Annotated in this window: 22 protein-coding genes, 1 tRNA gene and 1 pseudogene; 9 read left to right on the top strand and 15 right to left on the bottom strand. The window is 65.1% G+C overall.

Annotated elements, in window-relative coordinates; all coding sequences use genetic code 11:
• Positions 1-5 precede the first annotated feature (5 nt).
• Positions 6-980: a tRNA glutamyl-Q(34) synthetase GluQRS gene (gene gluQRS / locus GFS60_RS02780; RefSeq protein ID WP_284707345.1), complete on the top strand. Its 975-nt coding sequence runs from the start codon at positions 6-8 to the stop codon at positions 978-980.
• Here gluQRS and GFS60_RS02775 read toward each other — a convergent pair.
• A complete protein-coding gene (locus tag GFS60_RS02775; protein ID WP_159926809.1) occupies positions 946-1,545 on the bottom strand; it encodes a DUF4190 domain-containing protein in 600 nt (199 codons plus the stop codon). The genes gluQRS and GFS60_RS02775 overlap by 35 nt on opposite strands.
• A gap of 207 nt (positions 1,546-1,752) precedes the next feature.
• Between GFS60_RS02775 and GFS60_RS38535 the strand changes: the two genes are divergently transcribed.
• The 3 genes from GFS60_RS38535 (at position 1,753) to GFS60_RS02760 (ending at position 4,393) form a co-directional block, all read left to right on the top strand.
• Entirely contained in the window at positions 1,753-2,772 is a 1,020-nt protein-coding gene (locus GFS60_RS38535; protein ID WP_201453496.1) for a hypothetical protein, read from the top strand.
• A 156-nt stretch (positions 2,773-2,928) separates the two neighbouring features.
• A complete protein-coding gene (locus GFS60_RS02765) occupies positions 2,929-3,537 on the top strand; it encodes an RDD family protein (RefSeq protein WP_159918893.1) in 609 nt (202 codons plus the stop codon).
• A gap of 121 nt (positions 3,538-3,658) precedes the next feature.
• Positions 3,659-4,393, top strand: coding sequence for a queuosine precursor transporter (locus GFS60_RS02760; protein ID WP_159918892.1), 735 nt, complete (start codon positions 3,659-3,661; stop codon positions 4,391-4,393).
• On the opposite strand, the gene tgt is transcribed toward GFS60_RS02760, so the two are convergent.
• Positions 4,375-5,625 carry a tRNA guanosine(34) transglycosylase Tgt gene (tgt, locus tag GFS60_RS02755; protein ID WP_159918891.1) on the bottom strand — a complete coding sequence of 417 codons (1,251 nt, stop codon included), beginning with the start codon at positions 5,623-5,625 and terminating at the stop codon, positions 4,375-4,377. The genes GFS60_RS02760 and tgt overlap by 19 nt on opposite strands.
• A 159-nt stretch (positions 5,626-5,784) precedes the next feature.
• Here tgt and GFS60_RS02750 point away from each other — a divergent pair, with 159 nt between their 5' ends.
• Positions 5,785-6,651: a cyclopropane mycolic acid synthase family methyltransferase gene (locus GFS60_RS02750; RefSeq protein WP_159918890.1), complete on the top strand. Its 867-nt coding sequence runs from the start codon at positions 5,785-5,787 to the stop codon at positions 6,649-6,651.
• A 9-nt stretch (positions 6,652-6,660) separates the two neighbouring features.
• Here GFS60_RS02750 and GFS60_RS02745 read toward each other — a convergent pair whose 3' ends face one another.
• The 4 genes from GFS60_RS02745 to GFS60_RS02730 all read right to left on the bottom strand — a co-directional run bounded on the left by GFS60_RS02745 (position 6,661) and on the right by GFS60_RS02730 (position 13,456).
• Complete coding sequence (locus GFS60_RS02745) at positions 6,661-8,616, bottom strand: ABC transporter ATP-binding protein (RefSeq protein WP_159918889.1); 1,956 nt, start codon at positions 8,614-8,616, stop codon at positions 6,661-6,663.
• A complete protein-coding gene (locus GFS60_RS02740; RefSeq protein ID WP_159918888.1) occupies positions 8,613-10,346 on the bottom strand; it encodes an ABC transporter ATP-binding protein in 1,734 nt (577 codons plus the stop codon). Before GFS60_RS02740 ends, GFS60_RS02745 begins: the two co-directional genes overlap by 4 nt.
• A 110-nt stretch (positions 10,347-10,456) precedes the next feature.
• Complete coding sequence (locus GFS60_RS02735) at positions 10,457-12,805, bottom strand: MMPL family transporter (RefSeq protein ID WP_159918887.1); 2,349 nt, start codon at positions 12,803-12,805, stop codon at positions 10,457-10,459.
• Between the two features lie 48 nt (positions 12,806-12,853).
• The gene (locus GFS60_RS02730) at positions 12,854-13,456 is read right to left on the bottom strand and encodes a TetR/AcrR family transcriptional regulator (RefSeq protein WP_109326193.1); all 603 of its coding nucleotides are present in this window, start codon (positions 13,454-13,456) and stop codon (positions 12,854-12,856) included.
• 120 nt (positions 13,457-13,576) lie between these two features.
• On the opposite strand from GFS60_RS02730, the gene GFS60_RS02725 reads away from it, so the two are divergent.
• Complete coding sequence (locus GFS60_RS02725) at positions 13,577-14,392, top strand: class I SAM-dependent methyltransferase (protein ID WP_159918886.1); 816 nt, start codon at positions 13,577-13,579, stop codon at positions 14,390-14,392.
• A gap of 10 nt (positions 14,393-14,402) precedes the next feature.
• On the opposite strand, the gene GFS60_RS02720 is transcribed toward GFS60_RS02725, so the two are convergent.
• Positions 14,403-14,900, bottom strand: a complete 498-nt coding sequence (locus GFS60_RS02720; RefSeq protein WP_159918885.1) for an RrF2 family transcriptional regulator — start codon at positions 14,898-14,900, stop codon at positions 14,403-14,405.
• A gap of 39 nt (positions 14,901-14,939) precedes the next feature.
• Between GFS60_RS02720 and GFS60_RS02715 the strand changes: the two are divergent.
• Positions 14,940-15,256 (top strand): annotated as a pseudogene (locus GFS60_RS02715) (sterol desaturase family protein); the annotation flags it as partial.
• On the opposite strand, the gene GFS60_RS02710 reads toward GFS60_RS02715, so the two are convergent.
• The 5 genes from GFS60_RS02710 to GFS60_RS02690 form a co-directional block, all read right to left on the bottom strand.
• Positions 15,188-15,874: a YceI family protein gene (locus tag GFS60_RS02710; RefSeq protein ID WP_159918884.1), complete on the bottom strand. Its 687-nt coding sequence runs from the start codon at positions 15,872-15,874 to the stop codon at positions 15,188-15,190. The pseudogene GFS60_RS02715 and the gene GFS60_RS02710 overlap by 69 nt on opposite strands.
• Before the next feature lie 135 nt (positions 15,875-16,009).
• Positions 16,010-16,597, bottom strand: a complete 588-nt coding sequence (locus tag GFS60_RS02705; RefSeq protein WP_159918883.1) for a DUF3618 domain-containing protein — start codon at positions 16,595-16,597, stop codon at positions 16,010-16,012.
• Positions 16,594-17,019, bottom strand: a complete 426-nt coding sequence (locus GFS60_RS02700; protein ID WP_159918882.1) for a phage holin family protein — start codon at positions 17,017-17,019, stop codon at positions 16,594-16,596. Before GFS60_RS02700 ends, GFS60_RS02705 begins: the two co-directional genes overlap by 4 nt.
• Positions 17,016-17,915, bottom strand: a complete 900-nt coding sequence (locus tag GFS60_RS02695; RefSeq protein WP_201453495.1) for a hypothetical protein — start codon at positions 17,913-17,915, stop codon at positions 17,016-17,018. The genes GFS60_RS02700 and GFS60_RS02695 overlap by 4 nt, the downstream gene beginning before the upstream one ends.
• Positions 17,916-18,125: 210 nt before the next feature.
• A complete protein-coding gene (locus GFS60_RS02690) occupies positions 18,126-18,791 on the bottom strand; it encodes a TetR/AcrR family transcriptional regulator (protein ID WP_159918881.1) in 666 nt (221 codons plus the stop codon).
• Positions 18,792-19,003: 212 nt separating this feature from the next.
• Here GFS60_RS02690 and GFS60_RS02685 point away from each other — a divergent pair, with 212 nt between their 5' ends.
• Both GFS60_RS02685 and GFS60_RS02680 read left to right on the top strand, forming a co-directional pair.
• Positions 19,004-19,942 (top strand): metal-dependent hydrolase, encoded by a 939-nt coding sequence (locus GFS60_RS02685; RefSeq protein ID WP_159918880.1) that lies wholly within the window; start codon positions 19,004-19,006, stop codon positions 19,940-19,942.
• Positions 19,942-21,099, top strand: coding sequence for a hypothetical protein (locus tag GFS60_RS02680; RefSeq protein WP_159918879.1), 1,158 nt, complete (start codon positions 19,942-19,944; stop codon positions 21,097-21,099). Before GFS60_RS02685 ends, GFS60_RS02680 begins: the two co-directional genes overlap by 1 nt.
• 53 nt (positions 21,100-21,152) lie before the next feature.
• Here the strand turns inward: GFS60_RS02680 and GFS60_RS02675 are convergent.
• From GFS60_RS02675 to GFS60_RS02665, 3 genes are all read right to left on the bottom strand, one after another.
• A tRNA-Ser gene (locus tag GFS60_RS02675) sits at positions 21,153-21,243 on the bottom strand.
• 56 nt (positions 21,244-21,299) lie between these two features.
• Positions 21,300-21,491 carry a CsbD family protein gene (locus GFS60_RS02670; protein ID WP_159918878.1) on the bottom strand — a complete coding sequence of 64 codons (192 nt, stop codon included), beginning with the start codon at positions 21,489-21,491 and terminating at the stop codon, positions 21,300-21,302.
• 138 nt (positions 21,492-21,629) lie between these two features.
• Positions 21,630-22,088 (bottom strand): nucleoside deaminase, encoded by a 459-nt coding sequence (locus GFS60_RS02665; RefSeq protein WP_109326169.1) that lies wholly within the window; start codon positions 22,086-22,088, stop codon positions 21,630-21,632.
• Positions 22,089-22,091 lie beyond the last annotated feature (3 nt).

Genomic DNA, 22,091 nt, shown 5'->3' with positions numbered 1-22,091 from the left:
CGCCGATGTCCCAGTCGCCGCACCCGATAACGCCGCCCTCCCAGGCGGAGCCGAACAACGCCACCGTCGGTGCGGGCCGATTCGCGCCCAGCCCGTCAGGAGACCTGCACCTCGGGAACCTCCGCACTGCCCTGTTGGCGTGGCTGTTCGCGCGGTCGACCGGCCGTCGTTTCCTGATGCGCGTCGAAGACCTCGACCGCGTCCGCCCGGGCGCCCGCGAGCAGCAACTGGCAGATCTCCGCGAACTCGGCCTCGACTGGGACGAGGACCTCATGGTGCAGTCGGACCGGCTCGAGCACTACCGGGACGCGGTCACCCGACTCGAGTCGGCCGGCCTCACCTACGAGTGCTTCTGCACGAGAAGGGAAATACTGAAGGCCCCGTCCGCACCCCACGCACCGCACGGTGCGTATCCCGGCATCTGCCGAAACCTGACGCGAGAAGAACGCGACGCCCGGCGGGCCGGTGGCCGTCCCCCCGCCCTGCGCCTGCGCGCCGAGGTCGGGTCGTTCACGATCGACGATCTGCTGCACGGCAGCTATTCCGGGATGGTCGACGACCTCGTGCTGCGGCGCGGTGACGGCACGCCCGCGTACAACCTCGCGGTGGTGGTCGACGACGCGGCCCAGGGCGTCGACCAGGTGGTGCGCGGCGACGATCTGCTGTCGTCGGCGCCCCGTCAGGCCTACCTGGCCGGACTACTCGGACTGACGGCGCCCCAGTACGCCCACGTCCCCCTGGCCCTCGACCAGGAAGGCCGGAGACTAGCCAAGCGCGCCGGTGCCGTCACGCTCGGCGACCAAAAGGCTTTGGGGCGCACACCTCGTCAGGTACTCGCCATGCTGGCCACCTCGTTGCGACTCACCGCGCCCGACGAGGAAGTGGACCTGGCCGGGCTGCTCGACCGCTTCGAACCGGCTCGGCTGCCGCGCGAGCCGTGGGTGATCACACTCCCGACGACGCCGCCGCAATCACCATGACGAGGAAGAACAGAATCCACCCGAGGATGTACGCCGCGCCGAGGGCGATACCGGCGATCGCGAGTCCCCGACCCTGTTCCCCGGACCGCTTGATCTGACCGAGTGCAACGACCCCGAGAATGATGCCGACGATGGCGCCGAGACCGTAGACGCAGCCGCCGACGATCGAGACGACCAGTGCGGCGATCGCCAGCCCGTTGGTTCCAGGCTGCTGCGCATACGGCGCGCCATACGCATTCGGGGGCCCGTACCCCGGAGTCGGGGCACCGTACTGGTTCGGGGCGGCATACTGATTCTGCCCGCCGTACTGTGCCTGGCCGCCGTACTGGTTAGGTGCCGCGTACGGGTTTGGTGTCCCGTACGGCTGAGGCGAACCGCCGTACTGATCGGTGCCACCGTACTGGTTCGGCGTGGCAGGGGGATTGGGGCTTCCGTACTGCCCCTGGCTCTCCGGCGCCGGCGACGTTCCGTAGGCGCCCGGCCGCTGATAGTCGGGATACTTCTCGGTGGGCGCCGAATACGTGGGGTTGCCGGAGGCGTCGACCCCGTATCCGTCCCGCGGCAAACCCGGTACCTCGCCGTAGCCGGGCGGGTATTGGCCGCCGTCCGGATTCGAGTTGTCCGATCCCCCAGAATTAGTCACGTTTACCAGCGTAAGGCATGAAATCGCCTCGAGAAGAAGCGGTCCAAAGGTGGGCAAGTAAAGGTTCGTCCACGTAGTGTCTATTCGCACTGTCATACGCAAGCACTCAATTCTTGCTGAGGGGAACACATGACGACTGGTGGATACGACCCGAACGACAAACCAGAGGGCGGTGATCAGGGCGGATACCCTCCGCAGGGCAATCCCCCACCACCTCCCGGCGGATATCCGCCGCCCCCCGGGAATTACCCACCGCCGCCGCAGGGACCACCTCCCGGCGGATATCCGCCGCCCCCCGGCGGAAACTACCCGCCGCCTCCCGGGAATTACCCACCTCCGCAGCAGGGCGGGAATTACCCACCTCCGCAGCAGGGGGGAAATTATCCACCCCAACAGGGCGGAAATTACCCACCGCCGCAGGGTAATTACCCACCGCCTCCGCAGGGTCCGCCGCCGGGTGGATATCCGCCGCCTCCGCCCGTAACGGGTTACGGCGCCCCCGGCCAGACACCGGGACAGCTGTCGGTGGGCAACGCGATCAGCTACGGCTGGAACAAGTTCAAGGACAACGCGCTCATCTGGATCGGGATCATGCTGGTCGCGGCGGTCATCCAGGTCGTCTTGAACCTGATTTTCGGCGGTTTCAGCACGTCCTCCGACCTCTCCGACACCTTCACGGTGTGGCGAATCATCGGAACGCTCGTCACCACGGTGGTCGGTTACCTGATCAATGCCGCCCTCGTGCGGGGAGCGCTTCACGAGGTGGACGGCAACAAGCCTGCCTTCGGATCGTTCTTTCAGTTCACGAATATCGGTGCGATCATCATCGCGAGCCTGATCGTCGGTGTGCTGTCCACCATCGGTTTCATCCTGCTCGTCATACCGGGTCTGATCGTCGTCTTCCTCACGTGGTGGACGCTGCAGTTCGTGATCGACCAGAATCAGGACGCCGTCACTGGTATCAAGTCCAGCTTCGGAATCATTTCCCAGAACGTGGGACCGCTTCTCCTGCTGGCTCTCGCCTTGGTCGGTATCAACATTCTCGGCGCGATTCCGTGCGGACTCGGACTGCTCGTCACGATTCCCCTCACGATCATCGCCTCGACGTACGCATACCGCGTGCTCACCGGTCGTTACGTCTCGGCCTGACGGCCTGAACTCACCGCGGGTGAGCGTGCTTCCCGTCCACACGGACGGCAAGCGCGCTCACCCGTTTCACTATCCGTCACAGGAACCCCACTCTCCCCATGCGTAATGTGCTCGGCGTCATCCGAGACACACAGACTCGAGATTCGAGGGGGAAATATGACTACTGGCGGATTCGATCCGAACCAGGGGCACCAACCGTTCGGTGCCCAGCCGCAGGGGGAGCACCGGTACGGGCAGCAATCCAGTGAGCAGCAGTTCGATTCGGGGCAGGCTTTCGGTACTGCACCGTTCGCCCAGCCCGATTTCGGGTTCGACACGTCCCGCCCGGGCGAGCTGCTTCCACGCCTGGGTGCGCGCGTAATCGACGGCCTGATCGTGGGGATTCCCACCGCCATCGTCACGACGATCATCTCGCTGGCACTCGGTTCGGTTCTCGGTAGCGTCGTCGGTGCCCTTCTCACCGCTGCCGCAGTGATCGGGTACTTCGTGCTGCTGGAGACCACGCGCGGGCAGACCCCGGGAAAGCAGCTCTTCGGCCTTCGGGTGGTAGGACCGAACGGTGGACTGCCCACACAGCAGCAGTCGCTGATCCGGAACAGCTTCTACGTCCTTTCGGCGCTCGGCGGTCTGCCCCTGATCGGGCTCGTGTTCGGACTCCTCGGCACGGTCGCGGCCATCGTCATCGGTGTGACGATCAACAGCAGCCCCACGAAACAGGGCAAGCACGATGAGCTCGCCGGCGGTACTCGCGTCGTTCAGGGCTGAGCGCTGCCACTGGTGTCGCGCCTGCGGGTGAACGTACCTTTCGTCGCTTCAGATCGGACAAAAGGTACGTTCATCCGATCCTGATTCGCGCCACTCCACCCGCAAGTGCTTGGATTGCGGCGTGACAGCCTCAGATCAGCACGTAGAGCAAGCCGACCATGCGACGTTCGCGCACGTCAGTCGCGGATACTACCCCACGTTCGTCGCATTGTTCACCGCGACGCTGCTGATCTCGAATATCTGCGCGACCAAGGGGGTCGCATTCTTCAGTGATTCGTCGCTGACCCTCGGGCCGCTGCAGATCCTGCCCGTCATCACCGACGGCGGCTTCTTCCTCTTCCCGCTCGCCTACATCGTCGGCGACGTCCTCAGCGAGGTATACGGGTTCAAGTCGACGCGTCGGGCCATCTATCTGGGATTCGGCGCCCTGATTCTCGCCGCGTTCTGCTTCTGGCTCCTCATCGAGCTCCCCGCCGCCGATTTCTACGAAAACCAGGACGCCCTCAGCGCCGTCGTCGGTGTCTATCCCCGACTGTTGCTCGCCGGACTGGCCGGTTACCTGGTGGGCCAGATGCTGAACTCGGCGACGCTGGTCCTCATCAAGGAGCGCACCAAGGAAAAGCACCTGTGGGCGCGGCTGATCGGCTCCACCGTCGTCGGGGAATTCGCCGACACGCTGATCTTCTGCTCCATCGCAGCCGGCGCCATCGGCATCACGACGTGGACCGACTTCGTCAACTACGTGATCGTCGGTTTCCTGTGGAAGACCTTGGTGGAGGTGCTGGTCATGCCCATCACCTATCGGGTCATCGCCTACGTGAAGAAGCGTGAACCGACCTACGTCCTCGCGGCGTAGAAGCGGCCCAGGGTGTCGGCCTTGAACTCGTCGAAGTAGCCGCCCTCGATGCTTCCCCGGATCTGGTCGACCAGCCGCACGGTGAACCGTTCGTTGTGGATGGTGCAGAGGGTCGACGCCAGCATCTCCTTGGCCTTGAACAGGTGATGGAGGTACGCCCGCGTGTAGTTGGCGCAGGTGTAGCAGTCGCAGTTCTCGTCGATCGGCGTGAAGTCGCGACGGTTCTTGCTGGTGTTGATATTGAAGCGGCCGTCCGGGTGATAGATCGCCGCATTGCGTGCCACGCGTGACGGGTTGACGCAGTCGAAGGTATCGGCGCCGTTCTCGATGGCCACGAAGAAATCGTCGGGTTCGCTGATGCCGAGCATGTGCCGGGGCTTGTGCTCGGGCAGTTCCTCGTTGCACCAGCGGACGATGGTGCCGAGGTTCTGCTTCTCCAAAGCGCCGCCGATGCCGTACCCGTCGAATCCGCGTCCGCTTTCCCCGCGAATCGACTCGAGTCCGCGGCAAGCCTGCCTGCGCAGATCCTCGTACTGAGCGCCCTGAACCACACCGAAGAGGGCCTGATAGGGACGGTGCGCCCGCTCGGCCGTGAGCTTCTCGTGTTCGGCGATGCACCGCACCGCCCACGCCTGGGTGCGCTCCACCGACCTCTCCTGGTATCCGCGGGTGTTCAGCAGGGTGGTGAGCTCGTCGAACGCGAACATGATGTCGGCGCCGAGCTGATGCTGGATCTGCATCGACACCTCGGGCGTGAACCGATGCCGCGACCCGTCCAGGTGCGATTTGAAGGTGACGCCGTCGTCGTCGACGGTGGCCAGACGTTCCTTGCCCTTCGCGATCACGTCGTCGGAGCGCACGCCGACGGCCTCCATGGCGAGGACTTTCTTGAAACCCACCCCCAGCGACATCACCTGGAAGCCACCGCTGTCGGTGAAGGTGGGGCCGTCCCAGTTCATGAACTTGCCCAGCCCCCCGGCCTCGTCGACGATGTCCGGTCCCGGCTGCAGGTACAGGTGATAGGCATTGGCGAGCACGGACTGCGCGCCGAGGTCCTTCATGCTTTCGGGCAGCACCGCCTTTACCGTGGCCTTGGTGCCGACGGCCACGAACGAGGGTGTCGCGATGTCCCCGTGCGGCGTGTGAATGGTCCCGGTCCGGCCCAGCCGGCCCTCGAGTCGCGTGCCGACGGTAAAGAACGGATCGGGCGGGGTGGGGACTACAGCATTCACTGGTGTATCCAATCACGGCCGGCCGTGCGTACTTCCTCACCTCCGGTATGCGCGGGTGAGTCAGCCGGGAAAGTTTGGGTATCCCCTCGGCAGAGTCGGCGCGAGGAGTCCTCCGGATCGCCCGGGAGGCGGCCGGCCCGAGGAGACAAGGGGTCAGGTATGTCGCACACAGCGTTGAAACCCTTCTATCGGCAGGTGCAGTCGCACTACGACCTTTCGGACGACTTTTTCGCACTGTTCCTCGACCCGACCATGACGTACAGCTGCGCGTACTTCGAACGCGAGGACATGACTCTGGAGGAGGCTCAGCGCGCGAAGATCGATCTGTCACTGGGCAAGTGCGATCTGCACCCCGGAATGACCCTTCTCGACATCGGGTGCGGCTGGGGCGCGGCGATGTTGCGGGCGATGGAGAAGTACGACGTCAACGTCGAAGGCCTCACGCTCAGCCGTAATCAGTACGACCACGTGAGCAGGCTGCTGGCGGACCATCCTGGTCCCCGGACGGGCCGAGTCCATCTCCGGGGATGGGAGGAATACCACGAAAAGGTGGACCGCATCGTCAGCATCGGCGCCTTCGAACACTTCCGGCGCGAACGGTACGACACCTTCTTCTCCAACTGCCACGACATGCTGCCGGACGACGGCCGGATGCTCCTGCACACGATCATCGGCCATCCCCTGTCGGCCCTGAGGGAGATGGGTATCCCGGTGACCCGCGAGAACGCCCTCTTCCACATCTTCATCAAGCGGCAGATCTTCCCCGGTGGCCAACTGCCCCAACCACAGTGGATCGAAGAAGCCGTCGACAAGGCGAACTTCCGGATCGAGCGGATTCAGTCCTTGCAGAAGCACTACGTGCGGACGCTCGAGCACTGGGCCGACGCTCTGACGGCACGCCGCGCCGAGGCGATCGAGCTGTCCTCATCGGAAATGTATGAACGGTTCATGAAGTATCTTCTCGGCTGCGCCGCCCATTTCCGGTCCGGACACATCGACGTCATGCAGTTCACCCTCGTCAAATAGGGAGACCGGTCAGACGTCGGCACCCACGAACTGGCTGTTGTACAGCCGGTAGTACGCGCCGCGGGCGATCAGCAGATCTTCGTGGCTGCCTTGCTCGACGATGCGTCCGTCCTCCATGACGACGATCAGATCGGCGTCGCGAATCGTCGACAGCCGGTGTGCGATCACGAAGCTGGTGCGGTCGCTGCGCAGGACCGCCGTGGCATGCTGCACCAGCAGTTCGGTACGGGTGTCCACCGAACTCGTCGCCTCGTCGAGGATCAGGATCGACGGCTGCGAGATGAAGGCGCGCGCAATCGTGATCAGCTGCTTCTCACCCGCGCTGATGTTGCTACCTTCCTCGTCGATGACGGTGTCGTAGCCGTCGGGCAGCGAGTGGACGAACCGGTCGACGTAGGTGATCCGTGCCGCCGCAAGAATCTCTTCCTCCGTGGCGTCGGGTCGGCCGTAGGCGATGTTGTCGCGGATGGTGCCCCCGAACAACCAGGCGTCCTGCAACACCATGCCGATCCGGCACCGCAGGTCGTCCCGAGACATCTCGGCGATGTCGACACCGTCGAGGAGGATCCTGCCGCCGTCGAGGTCGTAGAACCGCAGAATAAGGTTGACCAGCGTGGTCTTTCCCGCGCCGGTCGGCCCCACGATCGCGACCATCTGTCCCGGCTCGGCCACCAGTGACAGGTTTTCGATCAGCGGCTTCTCCGGTGAGTAACTGAAGGAGACGTTCGAGAACTCGACGTGTCCCTTCGCCAGCTCGGGGGTCCGGGCGTCGAGCAGATCCGGCTCTTCCTCGTCCTCGTCGAGGATCGCGAACACCCGCTCGGCGGAGGCCACACCCGACTGCATGAGGTTGACCATGGCGCCGATCTGGGTGAGCGGTTGCGTGAACTGGCGGGAGTACTGGATGAACGCCTGCACGTCACCCAGACTCATCGTGCCGGACGCCACCCGCATGCCGCCGAGGACTGCGATGGCCACGAAGTTGAGGTTTCCGAGGAACATGATCGCGGGCATGATGAGGCCCGAGATGAACTGCGCCCGGTAACTCGCTTGGTACAGGTTTTCGTTCTGTTCCTCGAACCGGGCCTCCACCTCCCGGCTGCGGCCGAACACGGTGACCAGTTCATGGCCGGTGAACGCCTCTTCGACCTCGGCGTTGAGCGCACCGGTCGATTTCCACTGCGCGACGAAATGCGTCTTGGACCGTTTCGCGATCTGCGCTGTCACCAGCACCGACAGCGGGACGGTGAGTACGGCGATGAGTGCGAGCAACGGCGAGATCACGATCATCATCACCAGGATGCCGATCACGGTCATGGCCGACACGATCAGCTGGCTCATCGTCTGCTGCAACGACTGCGACACGTTGTCGATGTCGTTGGTGACGCGACTGAGTAGGTCACCGCGGGAATGGGAATCGAAGTAGCGCAGCGGAAGCCGGTGGATCTTGCGTTCCACCTCGGCGCGCAGGTTCTTCACCACTCCCTGCACGACGATGTTGAGGAGGTACCCGGACAGCCACATGAACACGGTCGACCCGACGTACAACGCGAGGACGATCGCGAGAACACGACCGAGTGCACCGAAGTCGATACCGACTCCGGGTATCACGGCCATGCCGGACACCATGTCCGCGAACGTGCCCTGCCCGTCGGCCCGCAGTGCGGCGACGGCCTGGTCCTTCGACATTCCCGCCGGCAACTGCTTGCCGACGATGCCGTCGAAGATGATGTTGGTGCCCTGACCGAGCAGGCGCGGCGCGATGGAGGTGAGCACCACCGCCACCCCGGCGACCAGAATGACGGTGCTCACGGCGATGCGATGCGGCCGCATCCGCCCCAGCAACCTCTTGGTGGACGGCCACAGAGCGTGCGGCTTGGAGCCGGGCGCTCCCGGCGCGACCGGCCCCGGGATCCGGGGGCCCGCCGGCTTCTCGGCGGTGGCGGTGCTCGTGCGATCGCTCATAGGGCTTCCTGAATCGATCGTTGGGATTCGACGATTTCGACGTAACAGGGGCAGGTGTCGAGCAGGTGGTCGTGGGTACCGATTCCGACGATGGCGCCGTCCTCGAGCACCACGATCTGGTCGGCCTCCACGATGGTCGACACCCGTTGCGCCACAAGGATCACGCAGGCGTCCGCCGTTTCCGGTTCGAGTGCGGCGCGCAGGCGAGCGTCGGTGGTGAGGTCGAGAGCGGAGAACGAATCGTCGAAGAGATAGATCGACGGGCGGCGTACCAGAGCCCGCGCGATGGCCAGTCGCTGTCGCTGCCCACCCGACACGGTGGTGCCCCCCTGCGCGATGGGGGTGTCCAGGCCCTCCGGCATCGCCCGGACGAAGTCGGCGGCCTGCGCGATCTCCAGCGCGTGCCACAACTCCTCGTCGCTCGCGTCAGGTTTGCCGTACCGCAGATTGGTGGCGACGGTGCCCGAGAACAGATACGGCCGTTGCGGAACCAAACCGATCCCCGTCCGCAGAACGTCGAGGTCGAGGCGCCGGACGTCGATATCGGAGACGGTGACGGTGCCGGCCGTGGCGTCGATGAGGCGGGGGATCAGCGAGAGCAGCGTGGTCTTACCCGATCCGGTGCCGCCGATGATCGCGGTGGTTTTGCCCGGTTCTGCCCGGAAGCTGATGTCGCGGAGCACCGGTTCGTCGGCGCCGGGGAACTTGAATTGCGCGTCGCGCAGCTCCACCACCCCCGGATGCTCGATCCGGGTGACAGGTTCGGCCGGCGGGACCACGGTCGACTCGGTGGCCAGAACCTCACCGATGCGTTCTGCACACACCGTCGCCCGCGGTGCCATCATCGCGATGAACGAGGCCATCATCACCGACATCAGGATCTGCATGATGTAGCTGAGCATCGCCGTCAGCGAACCGATCTGCATACTGCCGCTGTCGATTTCGTGCCCGCCGAACCAGATGACGGCCACGCTGGTGATATTGGCGATCACCATGACCAGGGGAAACATGATCGCGGTGAGGCGGCCGACGCGCAGGGCGGTCTGGGTGAGTTGTTCGTTAGCCGTCTCGAAACGTTCGATCTCGGAGCGTTCACGGACGAACGCCCGGACCACGCGGATGCCGGTGATCTGCTCGCGCAGAACTCGGTTGACACCGTCGATCCGGGTCTGCATCTCACGGAAGGCGGGCACCATCCGCGAGATCACGAACCCCATGGACAATCCGAGGACCGGCACGGTGACGGCGAGAATCCAGGCGAGCCCGACGTCCTCGCGTATCGACATCGCGATACCACCGATACACATGATCGGGGCCATCACCAGAATGGTGCAGCTCATCACGACGAGCATCTGCACCTGCTGCACGTCGTTGGTGTTCCGGGTGATCAGCGACGGTGCACCGAAGCGGCCGAATTCGCGGGACGAGAAGCTACCGACCTGATGCATCACCGCCCGGCGCACGTCACGCCCGAAGCCCATGGCCGCGCGCGCACCGAAGTACACGGAACCGATGGAACACACAATTTGGACGACGGTGACGAGCAACATCACCCCACCCGTCCACAGGATGTAACCGGTGTCGCCCTTGGTGACCCCGTTGTCGATGAGGTCGGCATTGAGGCTGGGGAGGTAGAGCGCGGCCGCCGTCGCGACCAGTTGGAACAGGACCACCAGCATCAGTTCCCGCTTGTACGGGCGAAGGTAGGTGGAGAGCAAGCGGTTCAGCATGGGCTGCGATCCTGACGCGTCATCATGATCTTCGAAGGTTACCGGGCCTACGGCCTCGTGCGCCTTTCTGGTAGTTGGGGCTACCAGAAAGGCGCACGGGCGCGGAGCGCCTACCGCGTGGGCTGGAGCGCGTCGTCCGACTCGGGGAGCGCCTGGCGCAGCTTCTCGCCCTCGATGTCGACGTTGGGCAGGATCTTGTCGAGCCACTTGGGCAGCCACCAGGCCTTGTCGCCGAGCAGCGCCATGACCGACGGGATGATCACCATCCTGACCACGAAGGCGTCGAAGAACACGGCCACCGCCAGGGCGAAGCCGATCGACTTGATGAACGAGTTGGGTTCGGCGATGAAGGCGGCGAACACCGACATCATGATGACGGCCGCTGCGCTGACGACGCGGGCGCCGTGGTTGAAGCCGACGGTGACGGCCTGCTTCGCGGTCGCACCGTGGACGTACTCCTCGCGCATCCGGGTCACCAGGAACACCTGGTAGTCCATCGCGAGCCCGAACACCACTCCGATCAGGAAGATCGGCATGAAGCTCACGATCGGTTGCGGGTTGGCGATGAGGCCTCCCCAGCCTTCCTGGAATACGGCGACCGTGGCACCGAAGGTGGCGGCGACGCTGAGCAGGAAGCCGAGCGTTGCCGTCAGCGGCACCAGTATCGAGCGGAACACCAGCAGCAGCAGGAGGAAGGCGAGACCCACGACCACGGCGAGGTACGGAATCAGCGCATCCTGCAGCGTCTCGGACACGTCACCTTCGAGGGCGGTCTGCCCGGTGACGCCGTAGTTGACGCCGATCGAATCGTGCAGTGCGGTTTCCGCACCGCGAATGTTGTTGACCAGGTCCATCGTTGCCGGGTCACTGGGTGCACTGGTCGGTGTCACCAGGATTTGCGCGGTGTCACCCGCCCGGTTCACGCCCACGATCTGAGCGTTCGACACGTCGTCCTGCGCCGAGATGGTGCTCACCACTTCGTCGAACGCGGCAGCCGGTGTGCCGGAGGTGAGGTCCTTGGCGTCGACGACGACAAGCAGGGGACCGTTCTTGCCGGGACCGAATCCTTCGCCGACCAGGTCGTAGGCCTGCCGTGAGCTGGTGGCGGGGTCGCCTGTGCCCTCACTCGGAAGAGCGAGGCTGAGTCCCGTCGCGGGAATGGCGAGTGCGCCCAGCAGCACGACACCGGCGATCAACGGAATGGCGGGTCTGCGCACCACTGCGCTGATGTACCGCAGCGCGAAGCTCGGCTTACCCTCGTCGTCTTCGAGGTCACGACTCTGCAGAAAGGGAATCTTTCCGGCAAATGCCTTGCGCCCGAACAACCCGAGGATGGCAGGCAGCAGTGTGAGCGCGATCATGACGGCGATGAGCACCGTGAACGCGGCAGCCGCACCCATGTCCGTGAGGAACGGGATACCGACGACGCGCAGCGCGATCAGCGCGATGATGACCGTGAGACCGGCGAACACCACGGCGGAACCGGCGGTGCCGACCGCACGTCCTGCCGCTTCCGAGCGATCCGAGGTGAGGGAGAGTTCGTGTCGGAAACGGGACACGATGAACAGTGAGTAGTCGATGGCGACCGCGAGGCCGATCATGATGGCCAGGGTGGGCGTCATCGAACTCAGGTCGGTGAACCCGGTGGCCACGGTGATTCCCAGGCTGCCGATCATGATTCCGATGATCGCGGTGATCAAGGGGAGACCGGCTGCGACGAGCGAGCCGAACGTCAAGGCCAGAACCACGGCCGCCACACCGATTCCGACGAGCTCGGTGGCGCCGCCCGGCGGTTCGGCATCGTTGGCGGCCGATCCACTGATCTCGACGGTCAGGCCGGCGTTGCGGCCGGCGTCGGCTGCCGACGAGATCTGTTCGCGCAGAGCCTTGTCCACGTCGCCCATGTCGCCCTTGAAGGGCACCTCGACGTAGCCGACGGTCCTGTCCGCGTTCAGCGGTGACAGCGCCTGTGCGTTCGCGACGGCCGTCTCCTCGCTGATCCCCTTGTCCGCGGCGGAGGACTTCGCCATGTCGAGGAGCTGCGTGTTCGCCTCGACCGGGTTGACCAGTGCCTGCGCGGCGTCGGCTCCCGAAGCGACTGCGGGATCGACCTTGGCTGCATCCTGGACCTGTTCGATTCCCCGCACCTTGGCGAGCACGGCGTCCATCGCCTGCCGGCTCTGTTCACTCTCCAGGGTCTGCCCCTCGGGTGCGGCGAAGACGAACCTGGCGCTCACCGCTTCCATGGGGTTGTTGCCGGCCGCTTCGGGGAAGCGCTCGGCCATCAAGTCCTGCGCCTGCTGCGCGGGGGTGCCGGGAATGGAGAATGAGTCCTTGGTGGGACCCGACAGGGTTGCCGCCCCGACACCCATGAGGACGAGGATCACCAACCAGACGCTGATGACCGCACCTTTTCGCCGGTAGGCGAATCTGCCGATCCGATAGAGATAGGTGGCCACTGGAGGCTCCTTCTGAGTCGGTGGAACGAGGGGATCGGGCGCAACCGGTTACGGCTGCGGGATTCCCTGACGGAGTTGACGCATGGCGTCGCGGACCAGCTCTTCGGGTCCGCTCGCACCCGATTTGCCGCTCATCCACAGATCGAGCGACACCTTGCATGCCGAGCCGACTGCCATGTGCAGCAGGTTGGGATAGAGGTCGGTGTCGATATTGGTGCCCGTCCGTTCGGCGATCACCTCACCGACCAGGCGGGTCACCCGAAGATGCACCTCGAGCTTCTTCGCGAGCAGCGCGGGGCTGGTCTCGACGAGCTCCATCATCACGACGGTCTCTTCGAGGGGTTTCGCGGGATCGGTGACGATCTGGACCACCACGTGTTCGAGGGAATCCCAGATCGGCTCGTCTTCCGGACGAGCGCGGAGCAGGTTCACCCAGTCGTGAACGGACTCCTCGAAATGCGCCAGTACCGCCTCTTCCTTGCTGGAGAAGTAGTTGTGAAACGTCCGAGTCGACACACCCGCCTCGGACGCGATGGCGTCGGCGGTGACGCATTCGATGCCCAGCGCCCGGGCCAGGCGCGCGGCGGCACCGCTGAGAGCCGCGCGAGTAGCGGCTTTCTTACGGTCTCGCAGTCCCATTTCCGAAATCACCCCATCCACCGTACAGAACTTGCAGAGCTCTGCAATTTTGCAGAGGAGTGCAATTTCTATGACGTTGACCACTCGACCGTTCGGCTGTGCTCGCCGTCACCGCTGAACTACCGTGGATTCATGGCAGATTCGGCCGTGCCGCTGTCGTTCCGGTCCGACGAAATTGACCGAAACGCCCTCGAACAACTCGCCTCCGTCCTCGACATCCAGGCCGAGCGGCCGGGAATCCGACGTCTGCGCGCCTGGTCCCACGACGCCCTCCATCTCGAACCGGGTGAACACACGCTCGACATCGGCTCCGGAACCGGATCGGAGACGCGGGCAATGGCTTATGCCGTCGGTGCGGCGGGGCGAGCGATCGGGCTGGACCCGAATCCCGGAATGGTGCTCCTCGCGCGCGAACGGACGGAGGCCGCGCGGTCGACGGCGCAGTTCGTCGTCGGCACCGCCTATTCCCTACCCTTTGCAACGGGCAGTCTGGACGCCGTGCGCTGCGAGCGGGTCTTCCAGCATTTGACCGAGCCGGAGCGAGCGGCAGCGGAAGTGGCGCGCGTCGTGAAACCGGGCGGAAGAGCCGTGATCCTCGACAGCGACTGGGGAACGGCGATACTGCACCCGGGTGATCCCGACGTTCTCGCACGCATCACCGACGTGATGCTGACGAACACCGCGAATCCGTATTCGGGCCGGCTTCTGCCGGGTCAGTTGACGCGGGCCGGACTCGTCGTCGAGGACACAGGTTCGCAGGCACTGATGCAGGAACCCGGCGACGCCACGGGTCCACTGGTCACGATGATGATGGATGCGGCGGTGGCCGAAGGTGCGATCTCCCCCGCCGAACGGAGAGCCCTTCTCGAGCAGCTGGAGTCCGGCGCCCACACCGGCGACTTTCACATGTCCGTGACGATGTTCGGGTACCTCGCACGCAAGCCCTGAGCCCACACGATCAGCCGCGCTGTGCGTCCTCGGCCGCCGGTGCAGCCACACGGGGGCGGCGCTCCCACGCGCCGGGATCCGCGGTGAGTGCGGTGAGGAAGTCCGGGAGCCGCTGCTCCGCGATGTCGGCGACACTCACGTTCTCGAGTACCGCACGCAGGTTCACTCGCACGGCGATCCACACGTCTTGCAGCTTGGCCGCCGGCCCGCCGTATTCCACGTCCTCGGGCCTCTCGCCGCGCACCGAGGCCAGAGGCCCCTCGACGGTACGAATCACGTCGGCGATGGAGATGTCCGACGCCGGACGGGCCAGCCAGTAGCCGCCGTCGGGTCCGCGCCTGCTGTTCACGAGCCCCCCGCGCCGGAGGTCGGCGAGCACGGCTTCGAGGAATTTGTGCGGAATGGTCTGCGCATGCGCGAGGAACTCGGCTTTGGACGGTGACGGCCCGGCCGCGGCCAATTCGATGAGGGTCCGCACGGCGTAGTCCACCTTGGCGGTGATGTGCACACCGAATTCCTATCACCTGAGTATGAAAAGGAGCAAACGTGCCACGGCTGCGACCCGAGTATCTCGACCGCAACTACGCCGGAATCCTCGTCGTGTGGGACAGGATGTTCGGCACCTTCCGGGCCGAAACCCACTGCCCCACTTATGAGCTCACCAAGCCGGTCGGGACGTACAACATCTGGAAGCTGCAGACCAATGAGTACGCCGCGATCGGGCGGGACTGGCGCAACGCGCGGTCGTGGCGAGACAAACTCGGCTACGTGTTCGGGCCTCCCGGATGGGCGCCGTCAGGATCGCGCCAGGCTGATCAGGAAGTCCACCGTGCCGCGGCCGTCCACGGTCACGAAGCCCAGTGACGGTGGCTGCACTCCGAAGTCGGTCCAGGTGACCGGGATGCTGCCTGAGGCGATGAGGTCGTCGCCGGAACGCAGCACCTCGATGTCCACCGTGACCGGCCGCGATTGTCCCTTGAGCGTCAGGGTGCCCGGGGCGGTCACCGTCCCCACCGAACCGTCTTCGGGAAGCCCGGACAGGTCGACCGGCTCGTCGACGGTGAATGTGGCTGTCGGATGGGTGTCGGTGTCCATCACGTTGCCGCGGAACTGATCGTCCCGACGCGACTGATCGGTGGTGATGCCGGCGACCTGCACGTTCACCTCTCCGGCGGTCAGCTTCTCGCCCTCGACGGTGGCCGAACCGGCGACTTCACCTGTGGAGCCGACCACCGTCACGCTCGCGCCGTTGAGGATTTCGTGGACGGTGTATCCCGCGGCGGTCTGGTTCGGTGCCTCACCCGGTGCGACCGTCCACTGCCCGTCGACCGACCCGGAAGCCGCCTCGGCGCCCTCGGTCGACACCGATGCCGCCGGCGCGTCGTCCTCGGCGATGAACTGACCGTATGCCCACGGGCCGACCAGGACCGCGAGCACGAGAACGGCAACGACTCCGCCGATGGCCCACCACAGCTTCTTCATGCAGACAGGGTAGTTGCAGCTTCAATGGCTGTCACTCGGTTCGCGCGTCGGAGTCGCTGGTGCATCGCCGAACCCACCGGGACATACGCGTGCCCCGCTCGGGTGGGAACCCGAACGGGGCGACGGTATTCCGGGTCAGCGTTGCTGTTCTCGGACCGTGTCCTTCGCATCGGCCGCACGGCCCTGCACGTCCTGGGCGGCGGACGTTCCCTCCGCTTTCACGGTGTCCGCGGCCTCGGTCACCGTCTCTTTGACCGCCTGGGTGGCGTTCTGGGCGGGTTCCTTCAGGTTCTGGGCCGCGTCCTTCGCGACGTCGGTCAGTTCCTGCGTAAGGGGCTCGGCCTTCTCTTTCACCGCGAGAGCGGCCTCCTGTTCGCGCTCACTCGCGGGAAGCATCGATGCCACCAGCAACCCGGCACCGAAGGCGATCAGTCCGGCCGCCAACGGGTTGCCCTGCGTGTGCTGGCGCACCGCGCGCGGAGCTGACTGAGCGGCGTCGGCGGCGGAACTCTGCGCGTCGGCGAGGCTGGAGCCGGCGTCCTGCGCGGACCCCATCACGCGGTCGCGCACCCCGCCGACCGCGCTGGTCATCCTGCCCACCTTTCTCTTCGCAATGGTGGTGGGGTTCGCTTCCCGAGCGAGGGTGTCCACGTCGGCGCTGAGATTACGGCGCGTGCGTTCGATGTCGGCGCGGATACGGTCGGGGTCCTGGCTGGTGGTCATGGCGACTCCTGGGGGTGAGGGGTGAGCGCGTCGGGAATCTTCTTGGCGGTGTCGGTGGTCTGCGGGAGGCCACGCGCCTTCTTCAGTGCCGCGCGGCCGAGTACGGCCAGAACGGCGGCGATGATCGCCCACACGAGCATGACAACCAGCGCGGACCAGCCGCGTCCGATCGCATTGCCGAGGCTCCACCATGCGGCAATGGACAGGAAGAGCACCGCAAAGTGCGCGGCTACCGCGGCGCCGGCCAGCATGCCCGCGCCCTTACCGACGCGATTGGCGGTCTGCGTCGCTTCGGCTTTCGCGAGCGCCACTTCTTGACGCATCAGGACGGTGAGATCTTCGCTGACGTTCGACAGCAACTCGCCGATGGAGGGCGGCTCTGTGCCGTTTCCTTCGGTGTGGGATCCGTAGGGTGCGCTCATCGCGTCACGTCCGGGCCGGCCGGCGGGTACCCGGTCTCGGGGTAGCCGGATTCCTGCGTGTATCCGGGCTGCTGCGAGTACCCCGGCTGCTGGGTGTAGCCGGGCTGCCCGGTGTATCCGGGTTGGGCGTACCCCGGTTCCGTGTATCCGGGCTGCTGCGAGTACCCCGGCTGCTGGGTGTAGCCGGGCTGTGGCGAAGGTGGATATTGGGAGGGCGGGTACTGCGGCGGCGCGTCGTACAGACGCTGCGGCTCCGGAGGGAGTGCTCCGGCATCCGGAACCTCCGGCGGCCACTGTTCACCCTGACCTGCGCGGGCACGGTTCGGCGCGGCGTCACCGCTGTCGTCGTTCGCCGCCATCAACGAGCGGCCCAGTCGACCGGCGAGCAACCCGGCGCCGGCGGCGAGAGCGAGGAAGGTGCCCGGTTTGCGCCGCGCGAAACGTGTCACTTCATCGAGAACGTGCCCGGGTTCGCGGTCGTCCAGCCACGAGGCGATGGCGTGTGTTTTTTCGGCGACCTGCTTCGTGAGATCGGTCGCCATCCCGGACTGGTCCGAGTTCCTCGCCATCGATCCGAACTCGTCACCGAGGGCCCGAAGACCCGACGCCACTCGCTTCTGCTGCGTAGCCGCCTGATCAGTCAATTCGCTCCGTGTTTGCTGCAGAAGGTCTTTAGCCTGCTGCGTCGCCTCGCCGGCGACATTCTGCGCTTGTTCACCTGCGACACCGGCGACGTGCTTACCCGCCCCGGCCGCATCACTCGCGACCTCACTCGCCTGCTGCTTCGCGACGTCCGTCGTCGACTCGTCCTGTGTGCGCGTTGTGGGCGTGTGCGTCGTGGGACCGGCCCACGCACCCGCTTGGTCTTGTGTGGGGTTACCACCGGGAATAGTCATGTGTTGGCCCTGCCTCCTGCGTGAACGTATGTACGCGTCGGTCCGTCCGAAGCGGCCGTGTTGTTGCAGTTACCCCACGCCATCGACCCGAAACAGGCAGTGGCACATTGATCCAGGATCTCGGGAAATATGTCGTTCTGAGAATTCACCGGCGAAAGGTGAGATCATGCGGCGTCGAACTCGGCAACGCGCACGAAGTAGCCACGCTTGCTACTGCAGGAACTGAGAGCCGCCGCGGGCAGTGCTGTCGGCAGCACGTCGAGTCGGTGCGACGGGCTGCTGCGGGGCGATCGCAGGCCCCATCCAGCGTCTGAGATATCGCCGCATCTCATCGTCGCTCCTCGGCGGATTCCCCGGGGAAACGAAGAACGACTGCATGGTTCGTAGGACGTACTCGACGAGATCCGCGAGAGCGGGGTCGTCGTACCCGCAACCCTCCCAGTCGACGTCGAAGCGCTTGATCATCGTCATCCCGAAGGTGCGCGCCTCGTGCGAGGTGATGCCCTCGGGATCGACGTTCGAGTACGAGCTCGACAGCAGTATGCCGAGGTGGGGTGTGCGACGCACCTCAGTCAGTGTGTACACCACTGCCTCGATCATCGCGTCGACCGGATCCTCGATGCCTTTCACCTGCCGGGTCAGGCGATCGAGAAATCCGTCGACGGACGCGATGGCGGCCGCCCTCATCAGTGCGTCGGCGCTGGGAAAGTATCGGTAGACCGTCTGGCGGATGACGCCGAGCGACTCCGCCACATCCGCGATGCTGATCGCCGAACCCGTTTGTCCGATCAATTCGACTGCGGCGGCAACGATTCGGCGGGACGCTTCGTCATCGTCACCGGGTGGACTACCGCCCCAGCCGCGCCTTCGTGCCACTGCCGCTTCCTCGGATCGAGTTCTGTCCGTCGGGCGCGCAGAACCCACGGCGGGAGCGCGCCCATCCAGATGAACGGCGACGCTACCACAGAGCCCCCGTCGCCATTTCGAACTCGAGCTTCGAAAGTAATCATACAGATACGTCGCCGTATGTATGATCGTCGCCACTGAGGCTTCCATCCAGCCCGTTTCGAAAGACGAGGTATCGCACCGTGACCGATCTACAAGTCCGAAAGATGCGCTTCGCGTTCGCGGATTACGACGTGCCGTTCGTGTGGAACGAGGAGAATCCGGCCTTCTCGAGCATGGCCAACGCGGTCTCGTTCCTGGCGATCGGCTTCGAGAAGATGATCGTGAAAATGATTCTCCAAACCAAGCCGCTCATCACCGATTCTGCAGTTGCCGAGGAGGCGGACGCCTTCATGCGGCAGGAAGGGCAGCACTCGACGGCTCACCGCCAGCACGTCAAGGCACTGATCGATCGATACCCGGGACTTCAGGAGACCCTGGACGAGGTGATCGGAGAATTCGACCGGCTCACCGCCCAGACCTCGCTCAACTATCGACTGGCGTACACCGCCGACTTGGAAGCGACCTTCACTCCGGTGTTCAAGCTGATGCTCGACAACGATTCCACTCTGTTCCGGCCCGGAGACGACCGGGTCGCGTCCCTGTTCATCTGGCACTTCGTCGAGGAAGTGGAACACCGAAGTTCTGCGCTCATCATCTTCGATTCCGTCGTCGGGAGTGACATGTACCGGATGCGGATGGCCCCGTCGATCTTCCGGCACGTGCTGAAAGTGATCCGGATCGCCTGCGAAGGCTTCAATCGGCACGTCCCGCTCGAGGATCGCAAGGTCGATGCGCTGTCGATGTTCGCCTCGTACCGGCGTCAGCAGAACCTGCGCAAGCGGTTGCCCCTGCTGCGCGTCGAGGACAACGGCCCGATGATGCGCGCGTTCGACGATCTCCCGCTCGGCAAGCAACTCACCGCGTTGGTGGGCATCATCCGCAGCCAGCTGCCGCGGCACAACCCGGATCACGAGAAGCTGCCCGCACTCGCCGACGTGTGGTTCGAGCGCTACGAGGCCGGCTACGATGTCACGCACTGGTATTCCGCCGACACGGCCGCGTCTTCGGAGGCGCGCTGATGGCCGATCATTGCTCACCCACATTCGACCAACTCGCATCGGCGCTCGGCTTCTCGTGCGAGGAAGCCGGTGGGCTCGTCGAGGTCCGTAACCCACTGGCGTTGGAAAACTGGACACTGCCTGTCCTCGAGCTCACCATCGTTCTCGGCTCTGTGCTCGCGCTCGTCGTCGCGATCGTGCGCTTGCGACGGATGGGCGATCCCACCAACCTGGTGCTCTGGTTCGGGGCAACCGCTTACCTGTTCATCATCGAGCCGCCGCTGTACTTCCCCGCCGCCTTCGGCATCGAGGACCACGTGGACACGATGTTCGCGCACAACGTGTTCACCGTGGAGTTCCTCTGGGGCCGACTCCCGCTGTACATCATCGCGATCTACCCGCTGATGGCCACGATGGCCTTCGAGATCGTCAGAATGCTCGGTGTCTTCCGCCGGTACGGAGTGCTCGCCGGCGCGGTCTGCGTGGGCTTCGTCCACCACGCCTTCTACGAGATCTTCGACCATCTCGGCCCGCAACTGCGGTGGTGGGAGTGGTCGACCGAGAATCCGATCAATCAACCGCTGTTCGATTCCGTGCCACTGCCGAGTGTCGTCGTGTTCGCTGCGTTGTGGCCGATGTCGCTTGCGTTCTGCGTGCAATTCTTCGTCGGCCGTCACGTCGACAAGGGCCGGCGCTTCTCCGGTCCCGAACTGGTGTGGCGCACAGTCGTCATCGGTGTCCTGGCGTCGCTGGGCACGTTCATCCTGCCGCTCCCGGCGACGGTCTTCGGAATGGGCAGCACCACCGCCCGCGCCGTTCTCTACGCAGCGGAACTTCTCGTCGTCACCGTCGTCGCGATCTGGATTCTCGTCCGTCAATGGATGCGGCTGCGTGGGGAGAACACGGATGGTCCCGCATACACCAACCACTTCGTCCAGCGCTACAGCGTGGTGTACCTGAGCGTGATGGCGCTGCTCTGGGCCACGGCGTTGCCCGACTACTTCGGGGCGGTCGACGGCGTCACGGACAACGGCGACCCGGTGGGCAACCTCTGGTACACACTCGCCTGCTTCACCGTCGCGGTCCTGTGCCTCGTCGCCACCTTCACCGTGCCGCGCAGAAATACCGCAGGGAGCGACACTGCTTCCGCCGGCGCACCCGCCGCAACAGGCCCGTAAACGCGAGAAAGCCCCTGACCCGGTCTCGAGGACCGGATCAGGGGCTTTGCCCTTGGCGGTGGCGGAGGGATTTGAACCCTCGGACGGGGGTTACCCGTCACACGCTTTCGAGGCGTGCTCCTTAGGCCGCTCGGACACGCCACCGCCGGTGACTTTACCGGATGTGACGCCCGAGCCTGAAATCGCCAGGTGGAGCCGCTTTACGTGAGCTTGTCCTTGAGGTTCGACGCGGCGTCCTTGACCTTCTCGCCGGCGTCCTTGACCGCGGACGACGCCTGATCGGCCTTGCCCTCGTCGCGCAGGTCCTTGTCGTTAGTGGCCTTGCCGGTGGTTTCCTTCGCCTGACCCTTGAGGTCTTCGGCCTTGTTCGATGCTTTGTCTGCGATTCCCATGAGATACCTCCGTGAATCCGTTTCGGACCCGGTGCCGGGCCCGGCGGCGCCTCGTTCGGCGCCTGTCTCCAGAGAAGCACGGATCGTGCCGACCCGGCTACACACTGTCGAGTACCCCACGAAAACGTTTGAAACCGGTCAGCGCCGTTCTCGGAAGAAATCCTCGAGAATTCCAGCACACTCGTCTTCGAGAACACCCCCACGGACCTGCGGCCGATGGGTGAGCCGGCGGTCGCGGACGACGTCCCAGAGGGAGCCGACTGCTCCCGTTTTCGGTTCCCACGCGCCGAAGACGACACGCGACACCCGCGCGAGCACCAGCGCTCCGGCGCACATCGTGCACGGTTCGAGGGTTACGGCCAGCGTCGTGCCCTCGAGGCGCCACCCGTCGCCGTAGACCCTGGCAGCCTCCCGGAGCGCCATGATCTCCGCGTGTGCTGTCGGGTCCGACATCGCCTCGCGTGAGTTCACCGCACGCGACACCTCGACCCCGTCGGCGTCGAACACCACGGCGCCCACTGGTACATCGGCGTCGGTGGCGGCGCGCGCAGCCTCGATCGCCACGCGGATCATCCGCTCGTCGTCCTGGAGTGTCACCGG

The sequence above is a fragment of the Rhodococcus sp. WAY2 genome (assembly GCF_009859915.1).
In the GTDB taxonomy this organism is placed as follows: domain Bacteria; phylum Actinomycetota; class Actinomycetes; order Mycobacteriales; family Mycobacteriaceae; genus Rhodococcus_F; species Rhodococcus_F oxybenzonivorans.
Note: the sequence above shows the minus strand (reverse complement) of the source record. Positions and strands in the feature narration are given on the sequence as shown.

Bases quoted from the DNA above. Each gene is read 5' to 3' on its own strand.
- gluQRS (WP_284707345.1), top strand. From the start codon at position 6: ATGTCCCAGTCGCCGCACCCGATAACGCCGCCCTCCCAGGCGGAGCCG.
- GFS60_RS38535 (WP_201453496.1), top strand. From the start codon at position 1,753: ATGACGACTGGTGGATACGACCCGAACGACAAACCAGAGGGCGGTGAT.
- GFS60_RS02765 (WP_159918893.1), top strand. From the start codon at position 2,929: ATGACTACTGGCGGATTCGATCCGAACCAGGGGCACCAACCGTTCGGT.
- GFS60_RS02750 (WP_159918890.1), top strand. From the start codon at position 5,785: ATGTCGCACACAGCGTTGAAACCCTTCTATCGGCAGGTGCAGTCGCAC.
- GFS60_RS02745 (WP_159918889.1), bottom strand. From the start codon at position 8,616: ATGAGCGATCGCACGAGCACCGCCACCGCCGAGAAGCCGGCGGGCCCC.
- GFS60_RS02740 (WP_159918888.1), bottom strand. From the start codon at position 10,346: ATGCTGAACCGCTTGCTCTCCACCTACCTTCGCCCGTACAAGCGGGAA.
- GFS60_RS02725 (WP_159918886.1), top strand. From the start codon at position 13,577: ATGGCAGATTCGGCCGTGCCGCTGTCGTTCCGGTCCGACGAAATTGAC.
- GFS60_RS02710 (WP_159918884.1), bottom strand. From the start codon at position 15,874: ATGAAGAAGCTGTGGTGGGCCATCGGCGGAGTCGTTGCCGTTCTCGTG.
- GFS60_RS02705 (WP_159918883.1), bottom strand. From the start codon at position 16,597: ATGACCACCAGCCAGGACCCCGACCGTATCCGCGCCGACATCGAACGC.
- GFS60_RS02700 (WP_159918882.1), bottom strand. From the start codon at position 17,019: ATGAGCGCACCCTACGGATCCCACACCGAAGGAAACGGCACAGAGCCG.
- GFS60_RS02695 (WP_201453495.1), bottom strand. From the start codon at position 17,915: ATGACTATTCCCGGTGGTAACCCCACACAAGACCAAGCGGGTGCGTGG.
- GFS60_RS02680 (WP_159918879.1), top strand. From the start codon at position 19,942: ATGGCCGATCATTGCTCACCCACATTCGACCAACTCGCATCGGCGCTC.
- GFS60_RS02670 (WP_159918878.1), bottom strand. From the start codon at position 21,491: ATGGGAATCGCAGACAAAGCATCGAACAAGGCCGAAGACCTCAAGGGT.